Source organism: Mycobacterium sp. 1245805.9, assembly GCF_001672915.1.
In the GTDB taxonomy this organism is placed as follows: domain Bacteria; phylum Actinomycetota; class Actinomycetes; order Mycobacteriales; family Mycobacteriaceae; genus Mycobacterium.
Window position 1 is genome coordinate 1 of the sequence record NZ_LZKR01000100.1, and the last position, 24,839, is coordinate 24,839.

Annotated in this window: 25 protein-coding genes; 11 read left to right on the plus strand and 14 right to left on the minus strand. The window is 71.2% G+C overall.

All coding sequences use genetic code 11. From position 1 onward, the window contains the following. Nucleotides 1-2,327: PE family protein (locus tag A9X00_RS14440; protein ID WP_067154299.1), on the minus strand; the 2,327-nt coding region annotated here is incomplete at its 3' end. A 126-nt stretch (nt 2,328-2,453) separates the two neighbouring features. Continuing rightward, nucleotides 2,454-3,479 (minus strand): methionine synthase, encoded by a 1,026-nt coding sequence (locus A9X00_RS14445; protein ID WP_067154302.1) that lies wholly within the window; start codon nt 3,477-3,479, stop codon nt 2,454-2,456. 87 nt (nt 3,480-3,566) lie between these two features. Here A9X00_RS14445 and A9X00_RS14450 point away from each other — a divergent pair, with 87 nt between their 5' ends. Then, a complete protein-coding gene (locus tag A9X00_RS14450) occupies nt 3,567-4,211 on the plus strand; it encodes a sensor domain-containing protein (RefSeq protein WP_197515168.1) in 645 nt (214 codons plus the stop codon). A gap of 4 nt (nt 4,212-4,215) precedes the next feature. On the opposite strand, the gene A9X00_RS14455 is transcribed toward A9X00_RS14450, so the two are convergent. The 7 genes from A9X00_RS14455 to A9X00_RS14485 all read right to left on the minus strand — a co-directional run bounded on the left by A9X00_RS14455 (nt 4,216) and on the right by A9X00_RS14485 (nt 10,586). Continuing rightward, entirely contained in the window at nt 4,216-4,500 is a 285-nt protein-coding gene (locus A9X00_RS14455) for a DUF4190 domain-containing protein (protein ID WP_067154305.1), read from the minus strand. An 84-nt stretch (nt 4,501-4,584) separates the two neighbouring features. Continuing rightward, nucleotides 4,585-5,661 (minus strand): tRNA 2-thiouridine(34) synthase MnmA, encoded by a 1,077-nt coding sequence (gene mnmA / locus A9X00_RS14460; RefSeq protein WP_067154308.1) that lies wholly within the window; start codon nt 5,659-5,661, stop codon nt 4,585-4,587. Then, nucleotides 5,662-6,864 (minus strand): cysteine desulfurase family protein, encoded by a 1,203-nt coding sequence (locus A9X00_RS14465; RefSeq protein ID WP_067154311.1) that lies wholly within the window; start codon nt 6,862-6,864, stop codon nt 5,662-5,664. 33 nt (nt 6,865-6,897) lie between these two features. Next, complete coding sequence (locus A9X00_RS14470) at nt 6,898-7,719, minus strand: 1-acyl-sn-glycerol-3-phosphate acyltransferase (RefSeq protein WP_067154314.1); 822 nt, start codon at nt 7,717-7,719, stop codon at nt 6,898-6,900. Continuing rightward, on the minus strand, nt 7,716-8,558 hold the full coding sequence (locus A9X00_RS14475) for a GNAT family N-acetyltransferase (protein WP_067154319.1): 843 nt from the start codon (nt 8,556-8,558) through the stop codon (nt 7,716-7,718). Before A9X00_RS14475 ends, A9X00_RS14470 begins: the two co-directional genes overlap by 4 nt. A 235-nt stretch (nt 8,559-8,793) precedes the next feature. After that, nucleotides 8,794-9,750 carry an electron transfer flavoprotein subunit alpha/FixB family protein gene (locus A9X00_RS14480; protein ID WP_067154322.1) on the minus strand — a complete coding sequence of 319 codons (957 nt, stop codon included), beginning with the start codon at nt 9,748-9,750 and terminating at the stop codon, nt 8,794-8,796. Between the two features lie 35 nt (nt 9,751-9,785). Beyond that, the gene (locus tag A9X00_RS14485) at nt 9,786-10,586 is read right to left on the minus strand and encodes an electron transfer flavoprotein subunit beta/FixA family protein (protein ID WP_067154324.1); all 801 of its coding nucleotides are present in this window, start codon (nt 10,584-10,586) and stop codon (nt 9,786-9,788) included. A 225-nt stretch (nt 10,587-10,811) separates the two neighbouring features. On the opposite strand from A9X00_RS14485, the gene A9X00_RS14490 reads away from it, so the two are divergent. From A9X00_RS14490 to A9X00_RS14500, 3 genes are all read left to right on the plus strand, one after another. Continuing rightward, nucleotides 10,812-11,630, plus strand: coding sequence for a bifunctional 2-polyprenyl-6-hydroxyphenol methylase/3-demethylubiquinol 3-O-methyltransferase UbiG (locus A9X00_RS14490; RefSeq protein ID WP_067154327.1), 819 nt, complete (start codon nt 10,812-10,814; stop codon nt 11,628-11,630). A gap of 20 nt (nt 11,631-11,650) precedes the next feature. Further along, on the plus strand, nt 11,651-13,213 hold the full coding sequence (locus tag A9X00_RS14495) for a glycoside hydrolase family 57 protein (protein ID WP_067154451.1): 1,563 nt from the start codon (nt 11,651-11,653) through the stop codon (nt 13,211-13,213). Nucleotides 13,214-13,304: 91 nt separating this feature from the next. Next, nucleotides 13,305-14,549 carry a glycosyltransferase family 4 protein gene (locus tag A9X00_RS14500; RefSeq protein ID WP_067154330.1) on the plus strand — a complete coding sequence of 415 codons (1,245 nt, stop codon included), beginning with the start codon at nt 13,305-13,307 and terminating at the stop codon, nt 14,547-14,549. A gap of 15 nt (nt 14,550-14,564) precedes the next feature. Here A9X00_RS14500 and A9X00_RS14505 read toward each other — a convergent pair whose 3' ends face one another. Then, nucleotides 14,565-15,239 carry a phosphodiesterase gene (locus A9X00_RS14505; RefSeq protein WP_067154332.1) on the minus strand — a complete coding sequence of 225 codons (675 nt, stop codon included), beginning with the start codon at nt 15,237-15,239 and terminating at the stop codon, nt 14,565-14,567. Between the two features lie 320 nt (nt 15,240-15,559). Between A9X00_RS14505 and A9X00_RS14510 the strand changes: the two genes are divergently transcribed. From A9X00_RS14510 to A9X00_RS14530, 5 genes are all read left to right on the plus strand, one after another. Further along, entirely contained in the window at nt 15,560-15,997 is a 438-nt protein-coding gene (locus tag A9X00_RS14510; RefSeq protein ID WP_067154454.1) for an STAS domain-containing protein, read from the plus strand. 125 nt (nt 15,998-16,122) lie between these two features. Continuing rightward, nucleotides 16,123-16,629: a MarR family winged helix-turn-helix transcriptional regulator gene (locus A9X00_RS14515; protein WP_067154335.1), complete on the plus strand. Its 507-nt coding sequence runs from the start codon at nt 16,123-16,125 to the stop codon at nt 16,627-16,629. Between the two features lie 77 nt (nt 16,630-16,706). Next, nucleotides 16,707-17,186, plus strand: coding sequence for a TspO/MBR family protein (locus A9X00_RS14520; RefSeq protein WP_067154338.1), 480 nt, complete (start codon nt 16,707-16,709; stop codon nt 17,184-17,186). A 14-nt stretch (nt 17,187-17,200) separates the two neighbouring features. Continuing rightward, nucleotides 17,201-18,532, plus strand: a complete 1,332-nt coding sequence (locus A9X00_RS14525; RefSeq protein ID WP_067154341.1) for a deoxyribodipyrimidine photo-lyase — start codon at nt 17,201-17,203, stop codon at nt 18,530-18,532. 83 nt (nt 18,533-18,615) lie between these two features. Then, complete coding sequence (locus A9X00_RS14530; RefSeq protein ID WP_067154344.1) at nt 18,616-19,158, plus strand: DUF4333 domain-containing protein; 543 nt, start codon at nt 18,616-18,618, stop codon at nt 19,156-19,158. Between the two features lie 14 nt (nt 19,159-19,172). On the opposite strand, the gene A9X00_RS14535 is transcribed toward A9X00_RS14530, so the two are convergent. Then, nucleotides 19,173-19,910 (minus strand): acyltransferase, encoded by a 738-nt coding sequence (locus A9X00_RS14535; protein WP_067154348.1) that lies wholly within the window; start codon nt 19,908-19,910, stop codon nt 19,173-19,175. A 158-nt stretch (nt 19,911-20,068) separates the two neighbouring features. Here A9X00_RS14535 and A9X00_RS14540 point away from each other — a divergent pair, with 158 nt between their 5' ends. Both A9X00_RS14540 and A9X00_RS14545 read left to right on the plus strand, forming a co-directional pair. Beyond that, nucleotides 20,069-21,406 carry a PQQ-binding-like beta-propeller repeat protein gene (locus tag A9X00_RS14540; protein ID WP_369830752.1) on the plus strand — a complete coding sequence of 446 codons (1,338 nt, stop codon included), beginning with the start codon at nt 20,069-20,071 and terminating at the stop codon, nt 21,404-21,406. Beyond that, a complete protein-coding gene (locus tag A9X00_RS14545) occupies nt 21,403-21,741 on the plus strand; it encodes a hypothetical protein (RefSeq protein WP_067154354.1) in 339 nt (112 codons plus the stop codon). The genes A9X00_RS14540 and A9X00_RS14545 overlap by 4 nt, the downstream gene beginning before the upstream one ends. 112 nt (nt 21,742-21,853) lie before the next feature. On the opposite strand, the gene A9X00_RS14550 is transcribed toward A9X00_RS14545, so the two are convergent. The 3 genes from A9X00_RS14550 to A9X00_RS14560 are packed head-to-tail and all read right to left on the minus strand — an operon-like array spanning nt 21,854 to nt 24,822. Next, entirely contained in the window at nt 21,854-22,546 is a 693-nt protein-coding gene (locus A9X00_RS14550; RefSeq protein WP_067154358.1) for an esterase, read from the minus strand. A gap of 57 nt (nt 22,547-22,603) precedes the next feature. After that, a complete protein-coding gene (locus tag A9X00_RS14555) occupies nt 22,604-23,800 on the minus strand; it encodes a class I SAM-dependent methyltransferase (protein ID WP_232006817.1) in 1,197 nt (398 codons plus the stop codon). 47 nt (nt 23,801-23,847) lie between these two features. Beyond that, complete coding sequence (locus A9X00_RS14560) at nt 23,848-24,822, minus strand: class I SAM-dependent methyltransferase (RefSeq protein WP_067154361.1); 975 nt, start codon at nt 24,820-24,822, stop codon at nt 23,848-23,850. Nucleotides 24,823-24,839: the final 17 nt, after the last annotated feature.

Consider the following 24,839-nt stretch of genomic DNA (forward strand, 5'->3'; position numbering starts at 1 on the left):
CCGGTGGGTCCGGCGGGATCCTCGGCGGACTGATCGGTGCCGGCGCCGGCCACGGTGGCCCCGCCGGCCCCGCCCTCACCGCCGACACCCGCGCTGGAGAACCACAGTCCGGCGTTGCCGCCGGCTCCTCCATTTCCACCGGTGCCGTTCAGCGAGCCGAATCCGCCGGATCCGCCGGCGCCGCCGCTCCCGAACATCAGGCCGGCGTTACCGCCGTGCCCGCCGGCCCCGCCGGTTCCCGATAGTCCGCCGAGCACACCGGTTCCGCCGGCGCCCCCGGCGCCGCCGGCGCCGGCGAGCAAACCGCCGCTGCCGCCCGCTCCACCTGCACCCCCGGCGGTGCCGGCACCGGCCACGGTGGCCCCGCCGGACCCGCCGTTGCCGCCGCCGGCACCGATCAGTCCGCCGAGGATCCCGCCGGACCCACCGGCGCCGCCGGCCCCGGCCGTGCCGACGTGGCTCAGCCCGCCCGCACCGCCGTTGCCGCCGGCCCCGAACAGCCCGCCGGCACCGCCGTTGCCTCCGGCCCCACTGGTGGCGCCGACACCGGTGCTACCGCCGCCACCACCGACTCCACCGTCACCCCACAGCAACCCGCCGGCGCCGCCGGCACCGCCGGTGCCCGCGGTTCCGGCGGTCGCAAAGCCGCCCGCGCCCCCGGCACCGCCGGCACCCATCAGCCCGGCCGCCCCCCCGGCACCACCGACGGCACCCGCGGAGCCGGATCCACCCGCGCCACCGTCGCCGAACAAGATCCCGCCGGCACCGCCGCTAAGCCCGCTGCCGGCGGGGGCGTTGGCGCCGTTGCCGATCAATGGCCGGCCCAGGAACTGCTCGGTGGGCGCGTTGATCGCCCCGAGCACCGACTGCGTCACCGTGTGCCAGGGAGAGGGATTGACGGGGGCGTTGAACCCGTCGGCGCCGAAGACCAGCCCACCGCCGCCACCGGCACCCGTGCCTCCCGTCGTCAGGCCGAGGCCACCGTTGCCGCCATTGCCGCCGTCGCCCAACAGCACGGCGTTGCCGCCGGCCCCGCCGCCTCCGCCGGCCGCAGTGGCGCCACCATTGCCGCCCTCGCCGCCGGCACCACCGCTACCGAAAAGCAGACCCGCCTGGCCGCCATTGCCGCCGAGCCCGCCGCCGACCGCGCCGCTCCCGCCCGCACCACCAACGCCGCCGTAGCCGAACAGGCCGGCGTTGCCGCCGCCGCCGCCGGCTCCGCCGGCGCCGAGTACACCGTGACCACCCGCGCCGCCAGCCCCGGCGCTGCCGAACAGCAACCCGCCGTTGCCGCCGAGGCCGCCGTTGCCACCCGTGAGCCCGCCGCCGCCGCCCGTGCCGCCGGCGCCTCCGTAGCCAAGGAGCGCGCCCGCGTTGCCGCCCTGACCGCCGGCGCCGCCCGTGCCGCCGTTGGAAGACGCACCGCCGCCCTGGCCACCGGCGCCGCCACTGCCCCACACGAGGCCACCGGCCCCACCGGCGCCGCCGGCGCCAGCGGTGCCGGGGCCCGTGGACCCTCCGCCGGTTCCACCGTTGCCGCCACCGGCGTCGAAGAGCCCGCCGAGCAGACCTCCGGCGCCCCCGGCGCCGCCTGTACCACCGCCGATCGTGCCGATTCCGCCGGCCCCGCCGTTGCCACCGGGGCCGAACAGTCCGCTGGCCCCGCCGGCGCCGCCGGCCCCGCCCACATTGCCGCTGGTGAATCCGCCGGTGCCGCCGGCGCCGCCGCTACCCCAGAGCAGTCCGCCGGTCCCCCCGGCACCACCCGTGGTGATCACGCTCGCCGACCCGTTTCCGCCGGCCCCGCCGGCGCCGCCGGTGCCGCACAGGCCGGCGGCGCCGCCCGCGCCACCGTTCTGACCCGTTCCGCCCGACCCGCCGGCCCCACCGTCGCCGAGCAACCACCCACCGGCTCCGCCGGGTGCCCCGGTCCCCGGGGCCCCGTTGGCGCCGTTACCGATCAGCGGGCGGCCGGTGAACTGAAGGAAGGGCGCGTTGATCTGGTTGAGGACGTCCTGCGCCGTCGGAGCGGCGGCGGCAGCGGCAGAGGCGGCCTCGGTGCTGAGATACGTCGCCGCGCCGCCGTTCAGCAGGCTGACGAACTCGTCATGAAACGCCGCGACCCGGTTGCCGAGCGCCTGGAAATCCAGGGCGTGCGCGTTGAAAAGCGCCGCGATCGCGCCCGATACCTCGTCGGCCGCCGCCGCGCTAATCCCGGTCGTGGACGCGGCCGCCGCGGACCGCCCCGCACTCAGCGTCGAGCCGATATTCGCCAGATCTCCCGCCGCCGCCCTCACAAACTCCGGCGCCACAACGACAAACGACATGCCCGTGCCCCTTCAAGTCGACTGAACCGATGCCGGCCCCAAATCGGAACGGGACACAGGCGCGCACCAAGATTAACGGGCTCGTAAATTAATCTAAGCGATTTTGGATAAAACTCTTTAAACGAGCTAAATGGCGTCCGGGTCCTCGGCGAACGCCTCGGCGGCCTTGCGGGCGAGCTCGATCGCGGTCCGCGCCCACGCCGGTGTGGCGCTCGCCAGGCCGCACGCCGGGGTCACGCCGATGCGCTCGCGCAGGGCCGAGCGGCCGAACCCCAGCCGATCCGTGACCCCGACGACGGCGGTGGCCACCTCCTCGGCCGACGGCCGCTTGGGCGTCGCGGCCGCGGGGACCACGCCCAGTGCGACGGTGCGACCGGATTCGACGAAGGCCGCGATGCCGTCCAGGTCCTCGGCGCGCAGCGTGCCGACGTCCACAGAGATTCCGCCAATCCCGCTGCGCCCCAACAGATCCCACGGCAACCCCGAAGCGCAGCTGTGCACGAGCACGTCGGCGCCGACGGTCGCGGCGCACGTGTCGAGCAGTCCCTGGGCGACCGCCTCGTCGAGCGCGGCGACCGGGCTCAGCGACGTCACCCCGGTCAGCTGCCCGCCCAACGCCGCCGGCAGCGACGGCTCGTCGAACTGCACCACCACGGACGTGTCGAGGCGGCGGGCGAGCGAAGTGCGGTGCGCCGCAACGCCCTCCGCCAGCGACGCCGCCAGGTCGCGCACGGCGCCCGGGTCGGTGATGGCGCGGTGGCCGTTGGCGAGCTCGAGCCCGGCGGCCAGCGTGATCGGCCCGGGGGCCTGCACCTTGACGACGCGCTCACCGCCGCGCAGCCCCGCCGTCTCCCAGGCCTCCTCCAGCGCGTCCATGTCCTCGTCGAGGAGACTGACGGCGCGGCGGGTCACGGCGCCGGGCCGGGCGGCGATGCGGTAGCCGCGCGGCACCGTGTCGATGGCCACGTCGACCAGCAGCGCGCCGGCCCGCCCGAACAGGTCGGCCCCCACCCCGCGGGCGGGCAGCTCGACGAGGTGGGCCAGCGCGCCCGCCAGCTCGCCGACCACGATCGCGGCGGCCTCGCGCGCCGCGGTGCCGGGCCACGATCCGACGCCGCTGGCCCTCGCGAACGGATGCGCGAAAACACTCACCGGCCAACCGTATTCGACGTCGCCTGGCGCGCCGGTCGCCAGGGGTGTTGCGGCAGGGTAGGTTCTTGCCGAGAAGGGTGCAAAACGGTGGGGCGTAGAGCGAGATTCACCAGGCCGCTGCTGTTGTTGGGCGCGGTGTTGCTGACGGCGGCATGCACCCGGGTGGTGGCCGGCGCCGCCCTCCCGGGATTCGGGCCCGCAGCCAAGGGCGTCCAAGGCGTCAATGTCGACACGATCCTGCTGGACCAGTCCCGGATGCGGGCGATCACCGGCGCGGGCGAGCACCTGACCATCATTCCCTCGATGGACGGCAACCGCCCGGTGGACATCGACGCCCTCGCCGAGGCCACGCCGGCCGAATGCCGGTTCCTCTACGCCGAGACGGCGACGTTCGGCCCCGACATCGAGGAGTTTCACAAGACCACGTTTCAGGATCCGCCCGACGGGGCGCTGATCTCCGAGGGCGCCGCCGCCTATCAGGACGTCGACACCGCGCGACGGGCGTTCCGTTCCCTGGTGGGCGCCGTCGCCGTCGGCGCGGGCGGCTCGGCGGGCCAGTTGTTGGTGGGCGAGTGGAGCGCGGACGTGAACTCCCTGCACCTGGGACCCGGCGGCTGCGGCCGCGACTACCGGGTGCTGAAGGTGGCCATGGTGGAGGTCACGTTCTGCGGCTTCGCGCAATCGGTGTCCGACATCGTTATGACGAACATCGCGGCCAATATCCCTGGTTAGCCTGTCACCAGTGCGCCGTGGCCAGCAGCTCGAAGTTGGGGTGGCCGTACTTGACCCACATCGCTACGTGCAGGGCCGTCATGGCCGCCGAGACCGCCAGGGCCGCGATCGCCAACCCGAAGCCGTTCTGCCCGCGGTGCTTGACCTGGTGCAGTGCGACGACGGCAAAGATGCTGCTCAACAGAGGGCTGCCGTACATGCCCATGAGGCTCAGCACGAAGGCCGCGATGGCCAAGGCGTTGGTCTGGACGGACGATTCCTCACGCGCCGCGACTTGCTGGGTGCTCATGTCTGTTGGCTCCTTTCCTGACTGTCAGGGAAAGGATCGGAAACCGCCCTTGGCGGATCCTCAACGAATCCTTGGCGCGCTGAATCAGCGCGAGGTGCCGGCGATCGTGGCGCTGCCGAGCACCTCGTCGCCGTCGGGATCCGGGCGGTACAGCACCAGCGTCTGCCCGCGCGCCACGCCACGCAGCGGGGCGCGCAACCGAACGACGAGCTCGTCGCCGACCAATTCGGCCACCGCGCCCACCGTCTCGCCGTGCGCCCGCACCTGGACCGAGCACTCGACGGGGCCCTGCGGCGGGGCTCCGGCGGTGAAGATCGGGGACCGCCCGACCAGGCCGTGCACGTCGAGGTCGGCCGACTCCCCCACCTCGACCGTCCCCGTCTCGGCGTCGATCGACGTCACGTAGCGCGGACGGCCGCTTGGTCCCGGGCCCGCGATGCCCAACCCCTTGCGTTGGCCGATGGTGAAACCGTGCACGCCGTCGTGGGTGGCCAGCACCGCCCCGTCGGTGGTGACGACGGCGCCACGGCGCACCCCGATGCGCTCCCCCAAGAAGGCGCGGGTGTCGCCGGAGGGGATGAAGCAGATGTCGTGGCTGTCCGGCTTGTCGGCGACGGCCAGGCCGCGGCGGGCCGCCTCGGCCCGGATGTCGGGCTTGGGGGTGTCCCCGATCGGGAACGCCGCGCGCCGCAACTGATCGGCGGTCAGCACGGCCAGCACGTAGGACTGGTCCTTGTCGCGGTCGACGGCGCGGCGCAGCCGCCCACCGGACAGCCGGGCGTAGTGGCCGGTGGCCACCGTATCGAAGCCCAGCGCAACGGCTTTCGCCGACAGCGCCGAGAACTTGATTCGCTGGTTGCACCGCACGCAGGGGTTCGGGGTCTCGCCGCGCGCGTACGACTCGACGAAATCGTCGATCACGTCCGCCTTGAACCGCTCCGCGAAATCCCATACGTAGAAAGGGATTCCGAGCACATCGGCGACGCGGCGCGCGTCCGAGGCGTCCTCTTTCGAACAGCAGCCCCGCGACCCGGTGCGCAGCGTGCCCGGCGCCGAGGACAGCGCCAGGTGCACTCCGACCACGTCGTGCCCGGCGTCGACCATGCGGGCGGCGGCGACCGACGAATCGACGCCGCCACTCATCGCAGCGAGGACCTTCACTTACGGCGCCCCCGCGGCGGCCAGCGCGGCCCGCCGGGCGCGGTCCACGGCCCCGGGCAGCACCCGCAGCGCCGCGTCCACGTCGGCGTCAACGCTGGTGTGTCCCAGCGAGAGTCGCAACGACCCTCGCGCGCTGGCCGGGTCGGCGCCCATCGCGACCAGCACGTGCGACGGCTGCGCCACACCGGCGGTGCAGGCCGAGCCGGTCGAACACTCGATTCCGTTGGCGTCCAACAGCATCAACAGCGCGTCGCCCTCGCAGCCGCGGAACGTGAAGTGTGCGTTGCCGGGCAGCCGCTGGGGGTACCTCCCGCTTGCGGGGGACGGGTCGCGGGCGCCGTTGAGGCCGACGTCGTCGATGCCGGCCAGCACGCCCTCGACCAGGCGATCGCGCAACGCCCGCAGCCGCGCACTGTGGGCCTCGAGCCCGTCCACCGCGATCCGGGCCGCCGCCGCCATTCCGACGGTGCCGGCGACATCCGGTGTGCCGGAACGGATGTCGCGCTCCTGGCCGCCACCGTGCGACAGCGGCACGCAGGCGACGTCGCGGCGCAGCAGCAGCGCCCCCACGGCGGGCGGACCGCCGAACTTGTGCGCGGTCACGCTCATCGCCGAGAGACCGCTGGCCGCGAAGTCAACCGGCAACTGCCCCACCGCCTGTACGGCGTCGCTGTGCATCGGGACGCCGAATTCGGCGGCGACGGCCGCGAGTTCGGCGACCGGCATCACGGTGCCGACCTCGTTGTTGGCCCACATCACCGACACCAGAGCGACGTCGTCGTGGCTCTGCAGCGCCTCGCGCAGCGCGGCCGCCGACACCGACCCGTCGGCGGCGGTGGGCAGCCAGGTCACCTCGGCGCCTTCGTGTTCGACGAGCCAGTTCACCGAGTCCAGCACGGCGTGGTGTTCCACCTCGCTGGCGATGATGCGCCGGTGCGACGGTTCGGCGCCGCGGCGGGCCCAATAGATGCCCTTGACGGCCAGGTTGTCGCTCTCGGTGCCGCCCGCGGTGAAGATGACCTCCGACGGGCGCGCGCCCAGTTTGTCGGCGATCAGCTCACGGGATTCCTCGATGCGCCGCCGCGCCGCCCGCCCGCTGGTGTGCAGCGAGGACGCGTTGCCGACGGTGCCGAGCGCGGCCGTCATCGCCTCGATGGCGGCGGGGTGCATCGGGGTGGTGGCGGCGTGGTCGAGATAAACCATGACGCGCCCCACGATACCTGCAGGTCTGTATAGCTAACCCACCAGCATGTGGCGGCGACGGGGGCGCTGCGGCATTCCCACACCGACCACCGACTCGCAGCGGCGGGCCAGCGCACGCCGGTCGGTGCCCGGCAGCTGCAGGGATTCCACGTGAACGTGCGCCAGCGTGCGGCGCACGGCCAGCAACCGGCACATCGAGCGCCACAGGGTGTCCTCACCCACGAAGGCCGGAGCGGTCGAGACGCCGCCGTCGACGTGGTGGTAGGTCAACCGGAGCGGCTGCACCGGGCGGCCGGCGTCGATCGCGGCCTGGAACATCGCCGGATAGAACGAGCCGCAGGCCACCCCGCACCACGTGGTGCCCTCCGGGAATGCCACCACGGTCTGACCCGCGCGCAGCCGCTGCGCGACGGTTTCGACCACCCAGGGCAGCCGCCGCAGGTTGGCCCGCTCGATGGGGATGATCTTGAGCAGGCGCACCGACAGTGCACCGAACAGATCGGCGCGCGCCACGAACGAGCCGGGCAACACCGAGCCGATGGCGAACACGTCCAGCCAGGACATGTGGGGGCTGACCACCAGGACCCCACGCAGGTTGCGGATTGGACTGCCGGACACGCTGATCCGGACGCCGAAGCAGCGCAGCAGCACCCGGCAGCAGAACCGTTGCACCCGCGTCTGGCCCGGCAGCGGCATCACCGCCAGCGGCACCAGCGGGACCAACAGCAGGGCCAGCAGGACGCGAAGCGTCACCCGCAGCACCACCCGCCACCGCGCCGACGCGGGACCGACCCGCACACAGCTGCTGTCGCACGTCGCGCGAGGCAGCCAGGCGTGGGCGGCGGGCGCGTTCACCGTGCGCCGCCCACCATTTCGGAAGCCGCCGACACCGACCGCAGCCGCTTGAGATATCGGGTGTCGGCGCGCCGCTTGTCCAGCAGGACGCAGAAGTCGCCGACGCCGAAGTCCGGGTCGTGCGCGGGCTCGCCGCAGACCTGGGCGCCCAGCCGCAGGTAGCCGCGCATCAGCGGCGGGACCGTGGGCCGAGGCGGCGCGGGGATGTCATCGAGGGCCCGGCTGGCCACCCGAACGGGACGGTGGGGATGCACCCGGTACTGCGGCGGCGCGGCGTGGCGGTTCAGGATGAAGTCGCGCACCCCGCGCAGTTGGCTGCCCGGTGCGTCCCCATCGGATTCGTCGCCGATGGGCACCGACACGCAGCCGGTCACGTAGTCGTAGCCGTAGCGATCCAGGTAGGCCAGGATGCCCGCCCACATCAGCAGCACGACGCCGCCGTTGCGGTGACCGTCGCGAACCACCGCGCGCCCCATCTCCACCAACGACGGCCGCAGTGGGTCGAAGGCGCGAACATCGAATTCCGTTGCGGTGTAAAGGCCCCCGGCCTCGATGGCACCCGTGGGCGCCAGCATCCGGTAGCAACCCACCAGCTCGCCGGTGTCGTCGTCGCGGACCAGGAGGTGGTCGCAGTATTCGTCGAACCTGTCGACGTCGAGGCCCCCGGCGGCCGGCAGCGCGAAACCCGGCGTGCTGGTGAATACGTCGTACCGGAGCCGCTGGGCCGCCTCGATCAACGTGGGATCGGTGGACAGCAACAGCGAATAGCGCGGTCCGGCCGAGCCCGTCGCCGCGCCGTCCGGCTTTTCGCTGGCTATCAGGACAGAAGCAATGCTCATGGGAAACAACGTGGCGCAAGCGATGAGCTAGTCGGCATCGACGCTGTGACGTGTCGGTGCACGTCAGATGACGAAATATCGCGGAATTTCGCCCTAATTGACCGCGCGGTTAACGGACGCAGGACCGCGGGTGCCGCAACAGCGGCACGAATTACTCGTCACCGCAAGCGAAACGCCGGGCATTGTTCCGGGATCGCTTGCCGCGCTTGGGTTCTCGGGGTCAGGCCCCGCGAACTCAGCCCTTGCGAGCCTTGATCGCGTCGGTCAGCTGCGGGGCGCCGTTGAACAGGTCGCCCACCACGCCGTAGTCGGCGATCTCGAAGATGGGTGCCTCTTCGTCCTTGTTGACGGCGACGATGGTCTTCGAGGTCTGCATGCCCGCCCGGTGCTGGATGGCCCCGGAGATGCCCAGCGCGATGTAGAGCTGCGGCGACACCGTCTTGCCGGTCTGACCGACCTGGAACTGGCCCGGGTAGTAGCCGGAGTCGACCGCCGCGCGCGACGCGCCGACGGCGGCACCCAGCGAGTCGGCCAGCGCCTCGACCACGCTGAAGTTCTCCGCGCTGCCGACGCCGCGACCGCCGGAGACCACGATGGTGGCCTCCGTCAGCTCCGGGCGGTCACCGGCGACCGCGGGCTCGCGGGCGGTGACCTTGGTGGCGTTCTCGGCGGCGGCCGGAACCTCCACGGTGACCTGCTCACCGGCGCCGGCGGTCGGCTCGGCGTCGACCGCACCGGCGCGGACCGTGATCACCGGGGTGTCGCCGTTGGCCTGCGCCTCGACGGTGAACGCGCCACCGAAGATCGAGTGCACGCCCTTGTTGCCCTCCTTGACCTCGACCACGTCGACCAGCAGGCCCGACCCGATCCGGGCCGCGAGCCGGCCCGCGATCTCCTTGCCGTCGGCGCTGGCGGCCAGCAGCACGGCGGCCGGTGTCGCGGATTCGGCGACCGACGCCAGCACGTCGACGACCGGGGTGATCAGGTACTTGTCGACATCGTCGGACTCGGCGACGTAGATCTTGGCGGCGCCGGCCTCCTTCAGCCCGTCGGCCAGCGGCGCGGCCGTGCCCGGCGCGCCGACGACGACGGCGGACGGCTCGCCCAGCGCGCGGGCGGCGGTGATCAATTCGGAGGTGACCTTCTTCAGCGCGCCTTCGGCGTGCTCGACCAACACCAGTACTTCAGCCATGGGTTATTTCGCTCTTCTCTCGGATGGGATCAGGGCTAGATGATCTTCTGGGCGACCAGGTACTGGGCGACCTGGTTGCCGCCCTCGCCTTCGTCGGTGACCTTCTCGCCCGCGGTCTTGGGCGGCTTGGGCGTCGAGGACAGCACGGTGGAGCCGGCGTTGGCCAGCCCGACCTCGTCGGCCTCGACCCCGATCTCGGCCAGGGTCAGCACCGTGACCTCTTTCTTCTTGGCGGCCATGATGCCCTTGAAGGAGGGGAAGCGCGGCTCGTTGATCTTCTCGGTGACACTGACCACCGCGGGCAGGGTCGCCTCGAGGGTGAACACGCCGTCGTCGGTCTCGCGCTCGCCGGTCACCTTGCCGCCCTCGAGGGACAGTTTGCGCAGGTGGGTGAGCTGGGGCAGGCCCAGGTACTCGGCGATGATGGCCGGCACCGCGCCGCCGACGCCGTCGGTGGCCTCGTTGCCCGCGATGACGAGCTCGGTGCCCTCGATGGTGCCCAGCGCGCGAGCCAGCGCCCACGCCGTCTGGATCACGTCCGAGCCGTGCATGCCGTCGTCCTTGAGGTGGACGGCCTTGTCGGCGCCCATCGACAGGGCCTTGCGGATCGCCTCGGTGGCCCGCTCGGGGCCGGCGGTCAGCACGGTCACCGACCCTTCGACGCCGTCGGCGGCTTCCTTCTCCCTGATCTGCAGCGCCTCTTCCACGGCGCGCTCGTTGATCTCGTCCAGCACCGCGTCGGCGGCCTCGCGGTCCAGCGTGTAATCGCCGTCGGTGAGCTTGCGCTCCGACCAGGTGTCTGGGACCTGCTTGATCAGGACCACGATGTTCGTCATGAGTCTGGTTCGTCCTCCTCGAAGGGGTCACGCAGGGTCGTCTGCGGACCTCGGTCACGCACATTAAGACTGCACGGCGTGTTACCGGCGGGTAACTTTGTGCGGTCTGCTCTCACACCATAGCGGGTCGTAGTGCAGGTTCTTTCGCCCCGTCTGTCCCTCCCGGCCGGGGTGCCCGCTGCACCGGTTCGCGAATCGGACACTTCGCGTTAGCCTGCCTATTCAATGAGCGCATTCCTGCCCGACGTTCCCTCGGACGCGCCCGGCCCGCAGGCGTCGGCCCCTGCGGGGGTCGACGCGGTGTTGACGCTGACGGGCGAGCGCACCATCCCGGACCTGGACATCGAGAACTACTGGTTTCGCCGGCATCAGGTCGTCTACCAGCGGCTTGCGCCGCGCTGCGCGGACCGCGAGGTCCTCGAGGCGGGCTGCGGCGAGGGTTACGGCGCCGACCTGATCGCCGGGGTAGCGCGCCGGGTCGTCGCGCTGGACTACGACGCGGCCGCGGTGGCGCATGTCCGCAACCGCTACCCCCGGGTCGAGGCCATGCAGGCCAATCTGGCGGAGCTGCCGCTTCCCGATTCCTCGATGGATGTTGTGGTCAACTTCCAAGTCATCGAGCACCTGTGGGATCAGCCACAATTCGTCGCCGAGTGCGCCCGGGTGCTGCGGCCCTCGGGGCTGCTGATGGTGTCCACCCCCAACCGGATCACCTTCTCCCCCGGCCGGGACACCCCCGTCAACCCGTTCCACACCCGCGAACTCGACGCCGACGAGCTGACCGAGCTGCTCGTCGACGCGGGCTTCCGCGACGTCGCGGTCTGCGGCCTGTTTCACGGCCCGCGCCTGCGTGAGATGGACGCGCGCCACGGCGGGTCGATCATCGACGCGCAGATCGTGCGGGCGGTTGCCGACGCGCCGTGGCCGCCCGAACTGGCGGCCGACGTCGCCGCGGTCACCTGCGACGACTTCGACCTCCTCGACGCCTCCGACCGCGACATAGATGAAAGCCTGGACCTGATCGCGATCGCGGTGCGGCCGTGACCACCCCGCACGTTCCCGGCATGTTCACGCTGGTGCTGCACACCCACCTGCCCTGGCTGGCCCACCACGGCCGCTGGCCGGTCGGCGAGGAATGGCTGTACCAGTCCTGGGCAGCGGCCTACCTGCCGCTGCTGCGGGTGTTGCGCGCGCTGGCCGACGAGGATCGGCACCGCCTCGTCACGCTGGGCGTCACGCCGGTAGTCAACGCCCAACTCGACGACCCGTACTGCCTCGACGGCATGCATCACTGGCTCGCCAACTGGCGGCTGCGGGCAACCGAAGCCGCCAGCGTGCGCACGGCGCGCGGCTCGAAGTCGGCGGACTACCAGTCGTGCACACCGGAAGCGTTGCGGGCCTTCGGAATTCGCGAATGCGCCGAGGCCGACCAGGCGCTGGACGACTACGCCACGCTGTGGCGGCACGGCGCCAGCCCGCTGCTGCGCGCGCTGATCGACGCGGGCACCGTGGAGTTGCTCGGCGGCCCGCTCGCCCACCCGTTCCAGCCGCTGCTGAACCCGCGGCTGCGCGAGTTCGCGCTGCGCGAGGGCCTCGCCGATGCGCAGTCGCGGCTGGCACACCTTCCGACCGGGATCTGGGCGCCCGAATGTGCCTACGCCCCGGGTATGGAACACGACTACGCCGCCGCCGGGGTCACGCACTTCATGGTCGACGGCCCGTCGCTGCACGGCGACACCGCCCTGGGCCGGCCGGTCGGCGACACCGGTGTCGTCGCGTTCGGGCGCGACCTGCAGGTGAGCTACCGGGTGTGGTCGCCGAAATCCGGCTACCCCGGCCACGCCGCCTACCGCGACTTTCACACCTACGACCACCTGACCGGGCTCAAGCCGGCCCGGGTCACCGGCCGAAACGTCCCGTCGGAGGCCAAGGCGCCCTACGACCCCGAGCGCGCCGATCGCGCGGTCGACGCCCACGTCGCCGACTTCGTCGACGTGGTCCGCGGCCGCCTGACGAGCGAATCCGAGCGCATCGGGCGCCCCGCCCACGTCGTCGCCGCCTTCGACACCGAGCTGTTCGGGCACTGGTGGTACGAGGGCCCGACCTGGCTGGCGCGGGTGCTGCGGGCCCTGCCCGCGGCCGGCGTGCGCGTCGGCACGCTGCGCGACGCGATCGACGGCGGATTCGTCGGCGACGCGGTCGCGCTGCCGCCCAGCTCGTGGGGCTCCGGCAAGGACTGGCAGGTGTGGGCCGGCGACAAGGTGGCCGACCTGGTGCAGCTCAACAATGAGGTGGTCGACACGGCGCTGAGCACGGTCGACAAGGCGTTGTCACAAACGGGGTCACAAACGGCATCGCTGGACGGGCCGCTCCCCCGCGATCGCGTCGCCGACCAGATCCTGCGCGAGACCCTGCTCACCGTGTCCAGCGACTGGCCGTTCATGGTCAGCAAGGACTCGGCCGCCGACTACGCCCGCTACCGCGCCCATCTGCACGCGCACGCCACCCGCGAGATCGCCGGGGCGCTGGCGTCCGGCCGGCGCGACACCGCGCAACGGCTGGCCGACGGCTGGAACCGCGCCGACGGCCTGTTCGGTGCCCTGGATGCGCGTAGGCTGCCCCGGTGAGCTGCTGCTTCCCCCGCGAGCGTGCGTGTTTGTGCGGTGACACGCCGGTGCGGGCGGCATTCTGCGCACGTTCGCGGCCGAAAGGACACCGGTGAAGATCCTGATGGTGTCGTGGGAATACCCGCCCGTGGTCATCGGCGGGCTGGGCCGGCACGTGCATCACCTCTCGACCGCGCTCGCCGCCGCCGGCCACGACGTCGTCGTCCTGTCGCGCCGGCCATCGGGCACCGATCCCAGCACCCACCCGTCCTGCGACGAGATCAGCGAGGGCGTCCGCGTCATCGCGGCCGCACACGATCCGCACGAATTCACGTTCAGCAACGACATGATGGCGTGGACCCTGGCGATGGGTCACTCGATGATCCGCGCCGGGCTGCCGCTCAAGAAACACGGCAGCGATCGGTCGTGGCGTCCCGACGTCGTGCACGCGCACGACTGGCTGGTCGCCCACCCGGCCATCGCCCTTGCCCAGTTCTACGACGCGCCAATCGTTTCCACGATCCACGCCACCGAGGCCGGCCGGCATTCCGGCTGGGTCGCCGGCGCGCTGAGCCGTCAGGTGCACGCGGTCGAATCGTGGCTGGTGCGCGAATCCGATTCGCTGATCACGTGTTCGGCGTCGATGGCCGACGAGATCACCGAGCTGTTCGGTCCCGGCCTGGCCGGGATCACGGTGATCCGCAACGGCATTGACGCGGCGCGCTGGCCCTTCGCGCCCCGCCGACCGCGCACCGGTCCGGCCGAGCTGCTCTACCTTGGGCGCCTGGAGTACGAGAAGGGGGTGCACGACGCCATCGCCGCGCTGCCGCGGATCCGGCGCAGCCACCCGGGCACCACCCTGACCATCGCCGGGGAGGGCACCCAGCAGGACTGGCTGATCGAGCAGGCCCGTAAACACCGGGTGCTCAAGGCGATTCGCTTCGTCGGGCACCTCGAGCACGCCGAGCTGCTGGCGCTGCTGCATCGCGCCGACGCCGCCGTGCTGCCCAGCCACTACGAGCCGTTCGGGCTCGTGGCGCTCGAGGCCGCCGCCGCCGGCACCCCGCTGGTGACCTCGAACATCGGCGGCCTGGGCGAGGCCGTGATCAACGGGCAGACCGGGGTGTCGTTCCCGCCCCGCGACGTCGCGGCGCTGGCCTCGGCCGTCCGCACCGTGCTCGACGATCCGGACGCCGCGCAGCAACGGGCCCGGGCGGCCCGCGAACGGCTCACCTCCGACTTCGATTGGCAGACGGTGGCAACGGAGACCGCGCAGGTCTACCTGGCGGCCAAGCGCGGCGAGCGGCAGCCGCAGCCGCGGCTGCCCATCGTCGAGCACGCGCTGCCCGACCGCTGACGGCCGGTAATCACCTCACTCCGCGTCCCTGCCGTCGCGGCTGCGCCGGTAGGCGCGGGCCCGCAGATCGGCCAGCCAGTCCGGGTACAGGCTCACCCCCGGCGCGGTGTTGGTGACCGGGTCGAACGACACGTCCGGCTCGGGGTCGAGGACGCGGGTCAACCTCAGCCGGGCCAGCGGCACGAAATCGCCCCTGCCGCAAGCCTGGTCAATCGCGAAGTCGATGCCGGCAGCGCCGATGGCCTGCGCGATGCTGCCCAGCGACAGGCCAAAGCCGTTGACATCGCTCATGATTCGGGCCCTCAGCCACCAGACGCTGCCCTGATAGCGGAAGGGCATCAGGCTGGTCAGCGTCTGCCCGGTCCACGACGTGGTCGGCCGCAACGCCACGGCGCGGGCCAATACCCCCGAACCCGCCGAGACGAGGAGGATGTCCCACGGTGCCGCCGCCACCTGCTGGGGCGCGACGCGGAGTGCCAGGCCGATGAAGTCGGGCAGCGCTCCCGGCGTGCCGGCAGCCTTGGAGATTCGCGCGACAACGTCGGACGACGGGATGGGCAGCCCGTCGCCCGCGGGGGCGACGCGTTCGAGCGAGCCTTCCGCGAGCACGCCGACCGGATGGAAAAACCGGCGGCCGCGCAGCGCGGATCCCCATTGAAAGGGCTTGGCCAAAAGATCAGAAACGTCCACCGGCGCCGGGTTCCCGTTCTCGCCCGCGAGAAACCCCCGCCGGAAGGGGTCGGCAAGCGGACGGGAGGCGGACGCATCCCGGCCAGAAAACGAAGACTTGACGCCAGTGGGGGCGGCCTTCGAAAAAAATCCCCACTCCCATTCCGCCACGCCGGGGCGCCGGGGCGGCTAGCATGTAAACCAGGTTGAGTTCACAGCTTCTTTCTCGAGCGCGGTGTAGCGCACCTGCCGCTCCCCTCACCAGCCGATTGGCCCACCAGATGACCGCTCACCTCTCCACCGATTCACCGGAGAACAAACAACCCGCCAGCTGCCGTTACATGGCCGATTTTGACGGCGCGCGGCTCTATGTCTATGCCCGCAGCCTGGGCACCGTGCTGCGCGTCGACGGCGAGATCGACGCGTCGAATGCCGACCATTTCGCCCAGACGATCCGTCGTTTTTCCCGCCTGAAAACCCCGTTGATCCTCGACCTGAGCCAGCTGGATTTTCTGAGCCTCGACGGATTTCGGGCCCTGCTGTCGCTCAACCACGAACATCGGCAGGCGCGGGTGCACTGCAGCGTCGTCGCCGGCCCCGCGATGCGCCCGTTGCTGCACATCATCAGCGACCATGGCTTGCCGGTGGTCGGGTCGGTGGCCGAAGCCCTTCAGCTCATCGAGGACATCGTCAGGGCCAGACGTCAATTGCTCTCGGGCATCGTCCGGGATCGCCGCCATCGCCACGAGCCGGCGCGTCCCGCCGCGGTCAACTCCTGAGGCCATAAAGCCTTAGCCCACCGCGGATTTCGCCCGTCGTCGCCGACGGCAGGCGCGGTGCCTACCTTCCTGGTCTTTCGACAGGCCCGCGGATACGCTGGTGCCCTGATGAAGGATGCGGGCAGTTGACCAAGCGGCGGGCACAGGACACCCCGCCCTCCCGGGCGGAGCTCGAGAAGCAGTTGTCTGCCGACATGCGGGCGATCACATCGCAATCTGATCGCATTGGCCGCCGCTTCGCGCGGCTGAACGGCGTGAGCAGCAGCGACTTCCACGCCCTGCTGCACATCATGGTCGGCGAAACCGCCGGAACCCCTTTGACGTTGGCCCAGCTGCGGCAGCGGATGGAGGTGTCGCCCGCGGCGATAACCTATCTCGTCGACCGGATGATCGACGTCGGCCACATCCGGCGGGAACCCGACCCGGATGATCGGCGAAAATGGCTGCTGCGCTACGAGGAGAGCGGCATGGCGCTCGCGCGCGACTTCTTCGGGCCCCTCGGCGACCTGCTCAACGCCGCGCTCGCGGATCTGAGCGACAGAGACCTGCTCGCCGCGCACCGGGTTTTCACCGCGATGATCGCCGCGATGTCGACATTTGAGGACGAGCGGCGTCAAGAGACGGCGGGGTAACCGCGCCTTGTCACAGTCCATTAAGCCAGTTAATGTTTAAGATACTTAAATAATTGTGGCGTCGAACGGGGCAGAGCGTGGACAGATCGGTACTGGGGGCGACGAGCCTCGCCGTCGCGGCGGCCGCGGGCACCGGAAGCGTTGCCAGCCCGAAGCGGCCGCCCGTTTGGTATTCGCGCCTGCGCAAGCCGCCCTATCAACCGCCGAGCGCCGCCTTTCCCCTCGTCTGGACCGCGCTCTACACCGACATCGCGGCGACGTCCGCGGTGGTCATCGACCGGTTGCGCGCGGCCGGGCAGCGCGACGGCGCGCGCCGCTACGCCGCGGCGTTCGGCCTGAATCTCGCGCTGAACGCCGGATGGAGCTGGCTGTTCTTCCGGTATCACAAGCTCGGCGCCTCCGCGCTGGGCGCCGCCGCGCTCACGGTGAGCAGCGCCGACCTCGCGCGCCGGGCCGCACAGGCGGACGCAAGGGCCGGGGCGGCGCTGTCGCCCTATCCGCTGTGGTGCGCCTTCGCGACCGTCCTAGCCACCCACGTCTGGCGGCTCAACCGCTGAGCCGACGCCGAATCATGCCGGCGCTGTTATGGTTTCGCCGCGACCTGCGATTGCCCGATCACCCCGCCCTGGTCACCGCCGCCCAGCACGGCGGGGAAGTGCTCGCCTGCTTCGTCCTCGATCCGAGGCTGGAGGCCTCGTCGGGCCGGCGCCGGCTGCAATTCCTGGGTGACTCGCTGCGCCGCCTGCGCGACGACCTCGACGGTCGGCTGCTGGTGACCCGCGGACGGCCCGAGACGTCAATCCCCCGCATTGCCAAGGAAATCGGCGCGTCGGCGGTGCACATCTCGGAGGATTTCGCGCCGTACGGAAGGCGCCGTGACCAACGCGTCGGTGCGGCACTGGGTTCGGTGCCGTTGGTGGCGACGGGGTCGCCGTATCTGGTCTCACCCGGGCACGTCACGAAGCAGGACGGCTCCCCCTATCAGGTGTTCACACCGTTTCTGCGGCAGTGGCGCGACGTCGGCTGGCGCGCGCCGGCGAAATCGGGCGCCGCCTCCGCGCGCTGGCTCGATCCGGGGCTGCTGGGGATCCAGCAGTGCGAGATCCCCGACCCCGGCGCCGCCCTCGACGTGGCAGCGGGCGAGGGCTCGGCGCGCCGGCTCTGGAAGTCATTCGTGAACAACGGATTACAGCGCTACGCGAGCGACCGCGACCGGCCGGACCTGGCGGGCACCAGCCGGATGTCGGCGCACCTGAAATTCGGCTCCATCCATCCGCGCACCATGGTCGCCGACCTCGACCTGCGCCGCGCCGGGGCACAAGCCGTCCTGCGGGAGTTGGCATTTCGCGACTTCTACGCCGACGTGCTGCACCACCGGCCGGCCAGCGCCTGGCGCAACTGGAACGGCAGGTTCGACGACATCCCCACCGACACGGGGCCCGACGCCAAGCGACGCTTCGAGGCCTGGAAGGCCGGCCGAACCGGGTTCCCCTTCGTCGACGCGGGGATGCGTCAGCTTCGCGAGACCGGCTTCATGCACAACCGGGCGCGGATGATCGCCGCGTCGTTTCTGGTCAAGGACCTTCACCTGCCGTGGCAGTGGGGCGCCGAATGGTTCCTGGATCAGCTCGTCGACGGCGACATGGCCAACAACCAGCACGGCTGGCAGTGGTGCGCCGGATCGGGAACCGACGCCGCGCCATATTTCCGGGTCTTCAACCCGACCGCGCAGGGCGAGAAGTTCGATCCGTCCGGCGACTACATCCGGCGCTGGGTTCCCGAATTGCGCGGGGCCGACGACTCGCACCTGCGCAAAGGCGAACGGCCGCAGGGATACCCGGCACCGCTCGTCGACCACGCTGCCGAGCGCGCCGAAGCGCTGCGCCGTTATCACGGCATCTGAGCGATTCCTGGGACCCGAAGCTGGTGGGCATGCAATCATCAGCCGACTCACAGTTGTCGTCGATTTCGCCCACGGGAGGCGCCATGGCTCGCTCGATCGTTCGGACGTTGTTGGTGGCGGGCGCGGCCGCCGGGCTGATGGCCAGCGCCGGCGCCTGTTCGTGTTCGGTGTCATCCAAGCACGCGGTGAGCAAGGGCGACGTCGCCAACCAGATCACCGCCAAGCTGACCGACGCCGCCGGCAACAAGCCCGAATCGGTCGACTGCCCGAACGACCTGCCGGCCGCGGTTGGGGCGCAGCTGAACTGCACGATGAAGGTCAAGGACCAGACCTTCAACGTCAACGTCACCGTGACCAGCGTCAACGGCAACGACGTCAAGTTCGACATGGTCGAGACAGTCGACAAGAACCAGGTCGCGAAAATCCTCAGCAACAAGCTGACCCAGCAAGTCGGCCGCAAGCCCGACTCCGTGACGTGCCCGGACAACCTCAAGGGCGTCGAGGGCGCGACGCTACGCTGCGAGCTCACCGACGGCGGACAGAAGTACGGCATTGCCGTCACCGTCACCGGCGTCGACGCCGGCGACGTCAGCTTCGACTACAAGGTCGACGATCACCCCGAATAAAGCGGGCAGTACTACTAGCGCGCCGCCTTCTTGCGCTCGATATCGGCCAGCGCGGCCGCCAGTTCGGCGCGCTGCGCCGCCGAACTCTCCCAGGACAGCTGCCGGTTCTTGACCACCTTGGCCGGGGCGCCGACGGCGATCGAGTAGTCGGGGACGACGCCGCGCACCACCGCGTGCGAGCCCAGCACGCAGCCGCGCCCGACGGACGTGCCGCGCAGCACGGTGACCTTGACCCCGACCCAGGTGTCCGGCCCGATCCGGACCGGGGACTTGACGATGCCCTGGTCCTTGATCGGCAAGTTGATGTCGTCCATGCGGTGGTCGAAATCGCAGACGTAGCACCAGTCCGCCATCAGCACCGAATCGCCCAGCTCGATGTCGAGGTAGGTGTTGATGACGTTGTCGCGGCCGAGCACCACCTTGTCGCCGAACCGCAGCGAGCCCTCGTGCGCCCGGATGGTGTTCTTGTCCCCGATGTGCACCCAGCGGCCGATCTCCATCTCGGACAGTTCCGGTGTCGCGTGAATCTCCACGCCCTTGCCCAAAAACACCATCCCGCGGGTGATGATGTGCGGGTTGGCCAGCTTGAACTTCAGCAGCCGCCAGTAGCGCACCAGGTACCACGGGGTGTAGGCCCGGTTGGCCAGCACCCACTTCAGCGAGGCCAGCGTGAGGAACTTGGCCTGGCGGGGGTCGCGCAGGTTCGATCCACGCCAGCGGCGGTGAAGCGGAGCATTCCACATGCTCGTCATGGCCGAAAAGCCTATCCCGCCGACGATGCCCGCCGGGACGGCGGGCTGTGGGGGCACCCCCGGCCGCACCGCGGCCAGGGGGAGAGGCGATCACTAACGGCACAGCGCCCAGGGGTTACCCTCACCTGTACTCGCTCGCTGCCCCCGCACAAAGAAGGATCTGGAAACCCGAGGTGCTTGCCCGACATCTCCTGCGTGGGCTTCGGCGTGGCTCGTGCGCAGCCTTGGCGGCCGGGCTCGCGGTCGGGCTCGGCGCCTGCGGCAACACCGACTCGTGGGTGGACGCCTCGGCCGCGCAGGGCTGGCCGGCGCAATACGGCGACGCCGCCAACAGCAGCTACACCGCCACCGGCGGCGCGACCAAGCTGTCGCTGCAGTGGACCCGGTCGGTCAAGGGCAGCCTCGGGTCGGGCGCGGCGCTGAGCGCGCGCAGCTACCTCGCGCTCAACGCGCAGACCCCGGCCGGCTGTTCGCTGATGGAGTGGGAGGCCAACGACAACGGCCGCCAACGCTGGTGTGTGCGGCTGGTCCAGGGCGGCGGCTTCGCCGGCCCGCTGTTCGACGGCTTCGACAACCTGTATGTCGGCCAGCCGGGCACCTTCTTCTCGTTTCCGGTGACCCAGTGGACGCGGTGGCGCCAGCCGGTGATCGGAATGCCCACCACCCCAAGGTTTCTGGGGCACGGCCAGCTGCTCGTCACCACGCACCTGGGGCAGGTGCTGGTTTTCGACTCGCACCGCGGCGAGGTGGTCGGCAGCCCGCTCGATCTGGTGGAGGGCGTCGACCCCACCGACGCGACGCGCGGGTTGACCGATTGCGCGCCCGCCCGGCCGGGCTGCCCGGTCGCCGCGGCGCCGGCCTACTCGCCGGCCAACGGGACCGCGGTGCTGGGCGTCTGGCAGCCCGGCGCCCCGGCCGCCGGGCTGGTCGGGCTGAAGTACCACCCGGGCCAGACGCCGCTGATCACCCGGGACTGGACCAGCGACGCCGTCGGAGCCGGTGTCATCGCCAGCCCGGTGCTGTCCGCCGACGGGTCGACCGTCTACGTCAACGGCCGCGACCAACGGCTGTGGGCCCTGCACGCCGCCGACGGGAAACCGAAATGGTCGGCGCCGCTTGGCTTTCTGGCGCAGACGCCACCGGCGGTCACCCCGCAGGGTTTGATCGTGTCGGGCGGTGGCCCCGACACGCGGCTGGCGGCGTTCAAGGATGCCGGCGATCACGCCGATCCGGCCTGGCGCCGCGACGACGTGACGCCGCTGTCGTCGTCGAGCCTGGCCGGCGGCGGCGCCGGCTACGTGGTCGTCGGCGGTCCACCCGCGAACGGCACACCCGGGATGTCGGTGCTGGTGTTCGATCCGGGCAACGGGCACACGCTCGGCAGCTATCCGCTTCCGGCGGCCAGCGGGTATCCCGTCGGGGTGTCAATCGGTAACGATCGCCGGGTGGTGGCCGCCACCAGCGACGGTCAGGTCTATGGATTCGGGCCGGCATGAGCGCGCGCAGCCGCCCCGCCGACGTCGTCGCGACCGTCGTCCTGCTGGTCGTCCACGGGCTGCTGCTGGCGGCGACGTATGTGCTGCTGGGCCTGTTCGTCATGGGCACCGACCCGTGCGGCTCTGTGAAGTGCGGCGACCCCGCGTGGATCGACCGCGCCATGATGCTGGGCGTCTGGGGCGGCGCCGCCGTTTTGGTCGCCGACGTCGCCGTCGCGGTGTTCCTGCTCGTCCGGCGCCGAACGGCCTTTTTCGTCCCGCTCATCGGTTGTGTGGCGCAGGTCGGTCTGGCGATCGGCGCCGCGGCGATGGAGACGCTGGCCGGGCCCGTCTGAGCCGGGATGCATTGAAGGTGAATGCGCGGCGTTGATTGTGCGGCTGCGGCGCAGCTCGTCGGCGCGTCGCCGCCCAGGACTCACACGCAAAACCCTGGGCGCACACTCAGCGCTACACGGCCAGTGGCGGGATGGCGCTGCGGGGCACCTGCGCCTGGGTGGGGCCGCCGAACGACGGCAGCATCTCGCCCGGGGCGAAGTAGAAGATCAGCTGGTCGTCGGTGATCGCGAAGTTCTGATAGTGCGACGGGTCGAGCCCGGTCGACGGCAATATCACTGCGCCCAGCGGGTTTTGCCGGTTCAGGTCGCGCTGGACGATGGGAAAGATGCTGTCCAGCGGCGTCGTGCCCGGCGCGAACAGGTTGTCGAAGGTGATGGGCTGTTTGGTGCCGAGGTTGTAGTTGAACGCCTTGTACCAGGTGGTCGGGCGGGAACCGCCCAGGTCCTGGAAGAACTTGAGCACGACGCTGCGGGTGTTGTGGGGCGGCTGTCCGGCGGTGTGTTGCTCGGTGGTGGCCTCCATCTGGTACGGCTGGTCGCGCGTCCCGGATCCCTGCGCGACGTTGACGAACCCGTCGCGGTTCTGCGCGATGTAGTCGACCAGCGCCTGCTCGTCGGGGTAGTCGGCGGGAAACGACATGTTCAGCATGTAGGTGGGGCCGGTGACGTGCACCTGACACATCTGGCCGGCCTCGACGGTGCCGCCCAGGCTGGCGCACGACGGCGGTTCCGCGCCCGCCGCCCAGCCCGGTGCGACCACAAAAGCCCCCGCAGCCAGCACCGCGGCCGCTATCAGGTAACGCATCGTGAATTGTCCTCGCGGATTAAGGGCGGGGCGCCTACCAGGTGTGACGCAGCCAGCCTACCGGGACGCCCGGCAGACGAAGGCGGTCGGACGACCGGCCGCCCCGGAGCCGATGCGGGCGATGACCACCGACAGCGGCACGTCACCGCGCGGGCGCAGGCGCCGCCGCAGCGCGTCGGGGTCGACGCGCACCCCGCGAACCAGGATCTCAAGCGCCCCGCAGTCCAGCCCCGCCAGGGCCTGCCGCAGCCGGCGCTCGTCGAATGCCAGCTGCTCGAGCACCTCGAAGCCCCGCACCCCCGGCGGCAGCCGATCCCCGGACAGGTACGCGATGTCGGGGTCGAGTTGCCACAGCCCGTGCCGGGCGCCGTAGTGGCGCACCAGGCCGGCCCGCACCACGGCCCCGTCGGGGTCGACGATCCACCGCCCGGGCGGGCCGACCGGGCAGTCGTCCGGTTCGGTGTCGGTGATCTCTTCCCGACGATCGAGGACGCTCGCCCGTCGCCGCACGCCGGGCCGCGACAGCCCGGGCGACCACAGGCAGGCTTCCCGGACCGAGCCGCGATACGACGTCACCTCGATCTCGCCGTCAAAACCAAGACGCTTCAGGTCTTCGAAATCTATTCCGGGAGCGCACTTTACGACGAGATCGTGGTCGCGGTATGTCTCCAGCACCCGGACCAGGGCCGGTGCGTAGTCGTCGACGCGCATCCGCCGCCGTCCCCCGAGGCGGCGCGCCGGGTCGACGAGGACCACCGCGTCGCGGGTCACCGGGTGCAGCGCGTCGGCGCGGCACAGGCCGGTCGCCGCGCCCAGGTTGTGGCGCGCCATCGCGAGGCGCACCGTGTCGATGTCGCTGCCCACCGCGCGCACGCCCGCGCCGCGCAGCGCGGCCAGCTCGGTCCCGATCGAACAGGTCGCGTCGTGCACCGTCGCGCCCGTCTCCGCCAGCCGCCCGGCCCGGTGCAGCGCGACCGGCGCCGCGGTGGCCTGCTGCAGCGCCTCGTCGGTGAACAGCCAGCCGGAAACGTCCAGCTCACCCAGCTTGTCCACGGCGCGGCGGCGCAGCAGCGTCGTCTCCACCAGCACCGGCGCCCGGTCACCGAACCGGGCGCGCGCCGCGGCGACGTCCGCGACCCGCGTCGCGTCGGTCAGCTCGAATTCGGCGACGGCGGCCAGCGCCGCGGCACCCGATTCCGACCGCAGGTAGCTGACGTCGTCGGCGCTGATTCTGATTGCCCGGCTCCTCCTCACGCCGCTGCGCGGCCTGCATCGTCGCCGGGCGACGTGCAGCCCAGCACTCAGGAGGGTTTGACCCCGGTGACCATCACGTTGTAGAACCAGCCCTTCGGCACCACGTGCCGCAACACGTTGGCGTCCACCCAGCTCAACGTCTTCCAGCCGTTGAAGGCGAATTTCGCCCAGCCCCAGCCCAGCCGCCCCGGCGGGACCGCGCACTCGAACGTGCGAAGCGGCCAGCCCAGCATCGCGGCGGTGAACTCGACGGTGGCGGTCCGGACGTCGACGGCGCCCGCGTTGGCCGCCATGCGCTGCAGGTCTCCCGGCGCGAACGTGTGCAGGTCGACGAGGGCCTCCAGCGCCGCGGCGCGCGAGGACTCGTCCAGCTCGGCCTGCGGGCGTCGCCAGCCGCCCAGGCCCGGCAACCGGGTGACGTTGGTGACGACCCGCCAGGTCAGCGTCGAGAGGGCGCGCGCGTAGACCTCGCCGGCATTGCTCGGCTCGCCCGCGAAGACGAACCGGCCGCCGGGACGCAGCACGCGGACCACCTCGCGCAGCGACAGCTCGACATCGGGGATGTGGTGCAGCACCGCGTGGCCGACCACCAGGTCGAAGGTGTTGTCCTCGTACGGGATGCCCTCGGCGTCGGCGACGCGGCCGTCGATGTCCAGGCCCAGCGATTGGCCGTTGCGGGTGGCGACCTTGACCATGCCGGGCGACAGGTCGGTGACCGACCCGCGCCGCGCCACCCCGGACTGGATCAGGTTCAGCAGGAAAAAGCCTGTCCCGCAACCCAATTCGAGTGCGCGGTCGTAGGGCAGCTCCCTGAGCACCTGGTCCGGGACCGTGGCGTCGAAGCAGTCCCGGGCGTACTCGACACACCGCTGGTCGTAGGAGATCGACCATTTCTCGTCGTAGTTCTCCGCCTCCCAGTCGTGGTAGAGCACCTGGGCCAGCTTGCTGTCGTGCCGCGCCGCCTCCACCTGCTCGGCGGTGGCATGCGGGTTGGGAACGGCGTCCGTCGAACTCGTCGTCATGAAGGGCAGCCTAATCG

What these genes read in the sequence shown, in the direction of transcription:
- A9X00_RS14550 (WP_067154358.1), bottom strand. Translation starts at nt 22,546, where the DNA reads ATGCGTTACCTGATAGCGGCCGCGGTGCTGGCTGCGGGGGCTTTTGTG.
- A9X00_RS14455 (WP_067154305.1), bottom strand. Translation starts at nt 4,500, where the DNA reads ATGAGCACCCAGCAAGTCGCGGCGCGTGAGGAATCGTCCGTCCAGACC.
- A9X00_RS14535 (WP_067154348.1), bottom strand. Translation starts at nt 19,910, where the DNA reads ATGACGAGCATGTGGAATGCTCCGCTTCACCGCCGCTGGCGTGGATCG.
- A9X00_RS14510 (WP_067154454.1), top strand. Translation starts at nt 15,560, where the DNA reads ATGGCCGATTTTGACGGCGCGCGGCTCTATGTCTATGCCCGCAGCCTG.
- A9X00_RS14480 (WP_067154322.1), bottom strand. Translation starts at nt 9,750, where the DNA reads ATGGCTGAAGTACTGGTGTTGGTCGAGCACGCCGAAGGCGCGCTGAAG.
- A9X00_RS14525 (WP_067154341.1), top strand. Translation starts at nt 17,201, where the DNA reads ATGCCGGCGCTGTTATGGTTTCGCCGCGACCTGCGATTGCCCGATCAC.
- A9X00_RS14485 (WP_067154324.1), bottom strand. Translation starts at nt 10,586, where the DNA reads ATGACGAACATCGTGGTCCTGATCAAGCAGGTCCCAGACACCTGGTCG.
- A9X00_RS14475 (WP_067154319.1), bottom strand. Translation starts at nt 8,558, where the DNA reads ATGAGCATTGCTTCTGTCCTGATAGCCAGCGAAAAGCCGGACGGCGCG.
- A9X00_RS14545 (WP_067154354.1), top strand. Translation starts at nt 21,403, where the DNA reads ATGAGCGCGCGCAGCCGCCCCGCCGACGTCGTCGCGACCGTCGTCCTG.
- A9X00_RS14495 (WP_067154451.1), top strand. Translation starts at nt 11,651, where the DNA reads ATGTTCACGCTGGTGCTGCACACCCACCTGCCCTGGCTGGCCCACCAC.
- A9X00_RS14560 (WP_067154361.1), bottom strand. Translation starts at nt 24,822, where the DNA reads ATGACGACGAGTTCGACGGACGCCGTTCCCAACCCGCATGCCACCGCC.
- A9X00_RS14465 (WP_067154311.1), bottom strand. Translation starts at nt 6,864, where the DNA reads ATGGTTTATCTCGACCACGCCGCCACCACCCCGATGCACCCCGCCGCC.
- A9X00_RS14530 (WP_067154344.1), top strand. Translation starts at nt 18,616, where the DNA reads ATGGCTCGCTCGATCGTTCGGACGTTGTTGGTGGCGGGCGCGGCCGCC.
- A9X00_RS14490 (WP_067154327.1), top strand. Translation starts at nt 10,812, where the DNA reads ATGAGCGCATTCCTGCCCGACGTTCCCTCGGACGCGCCCGGCCCGCAG.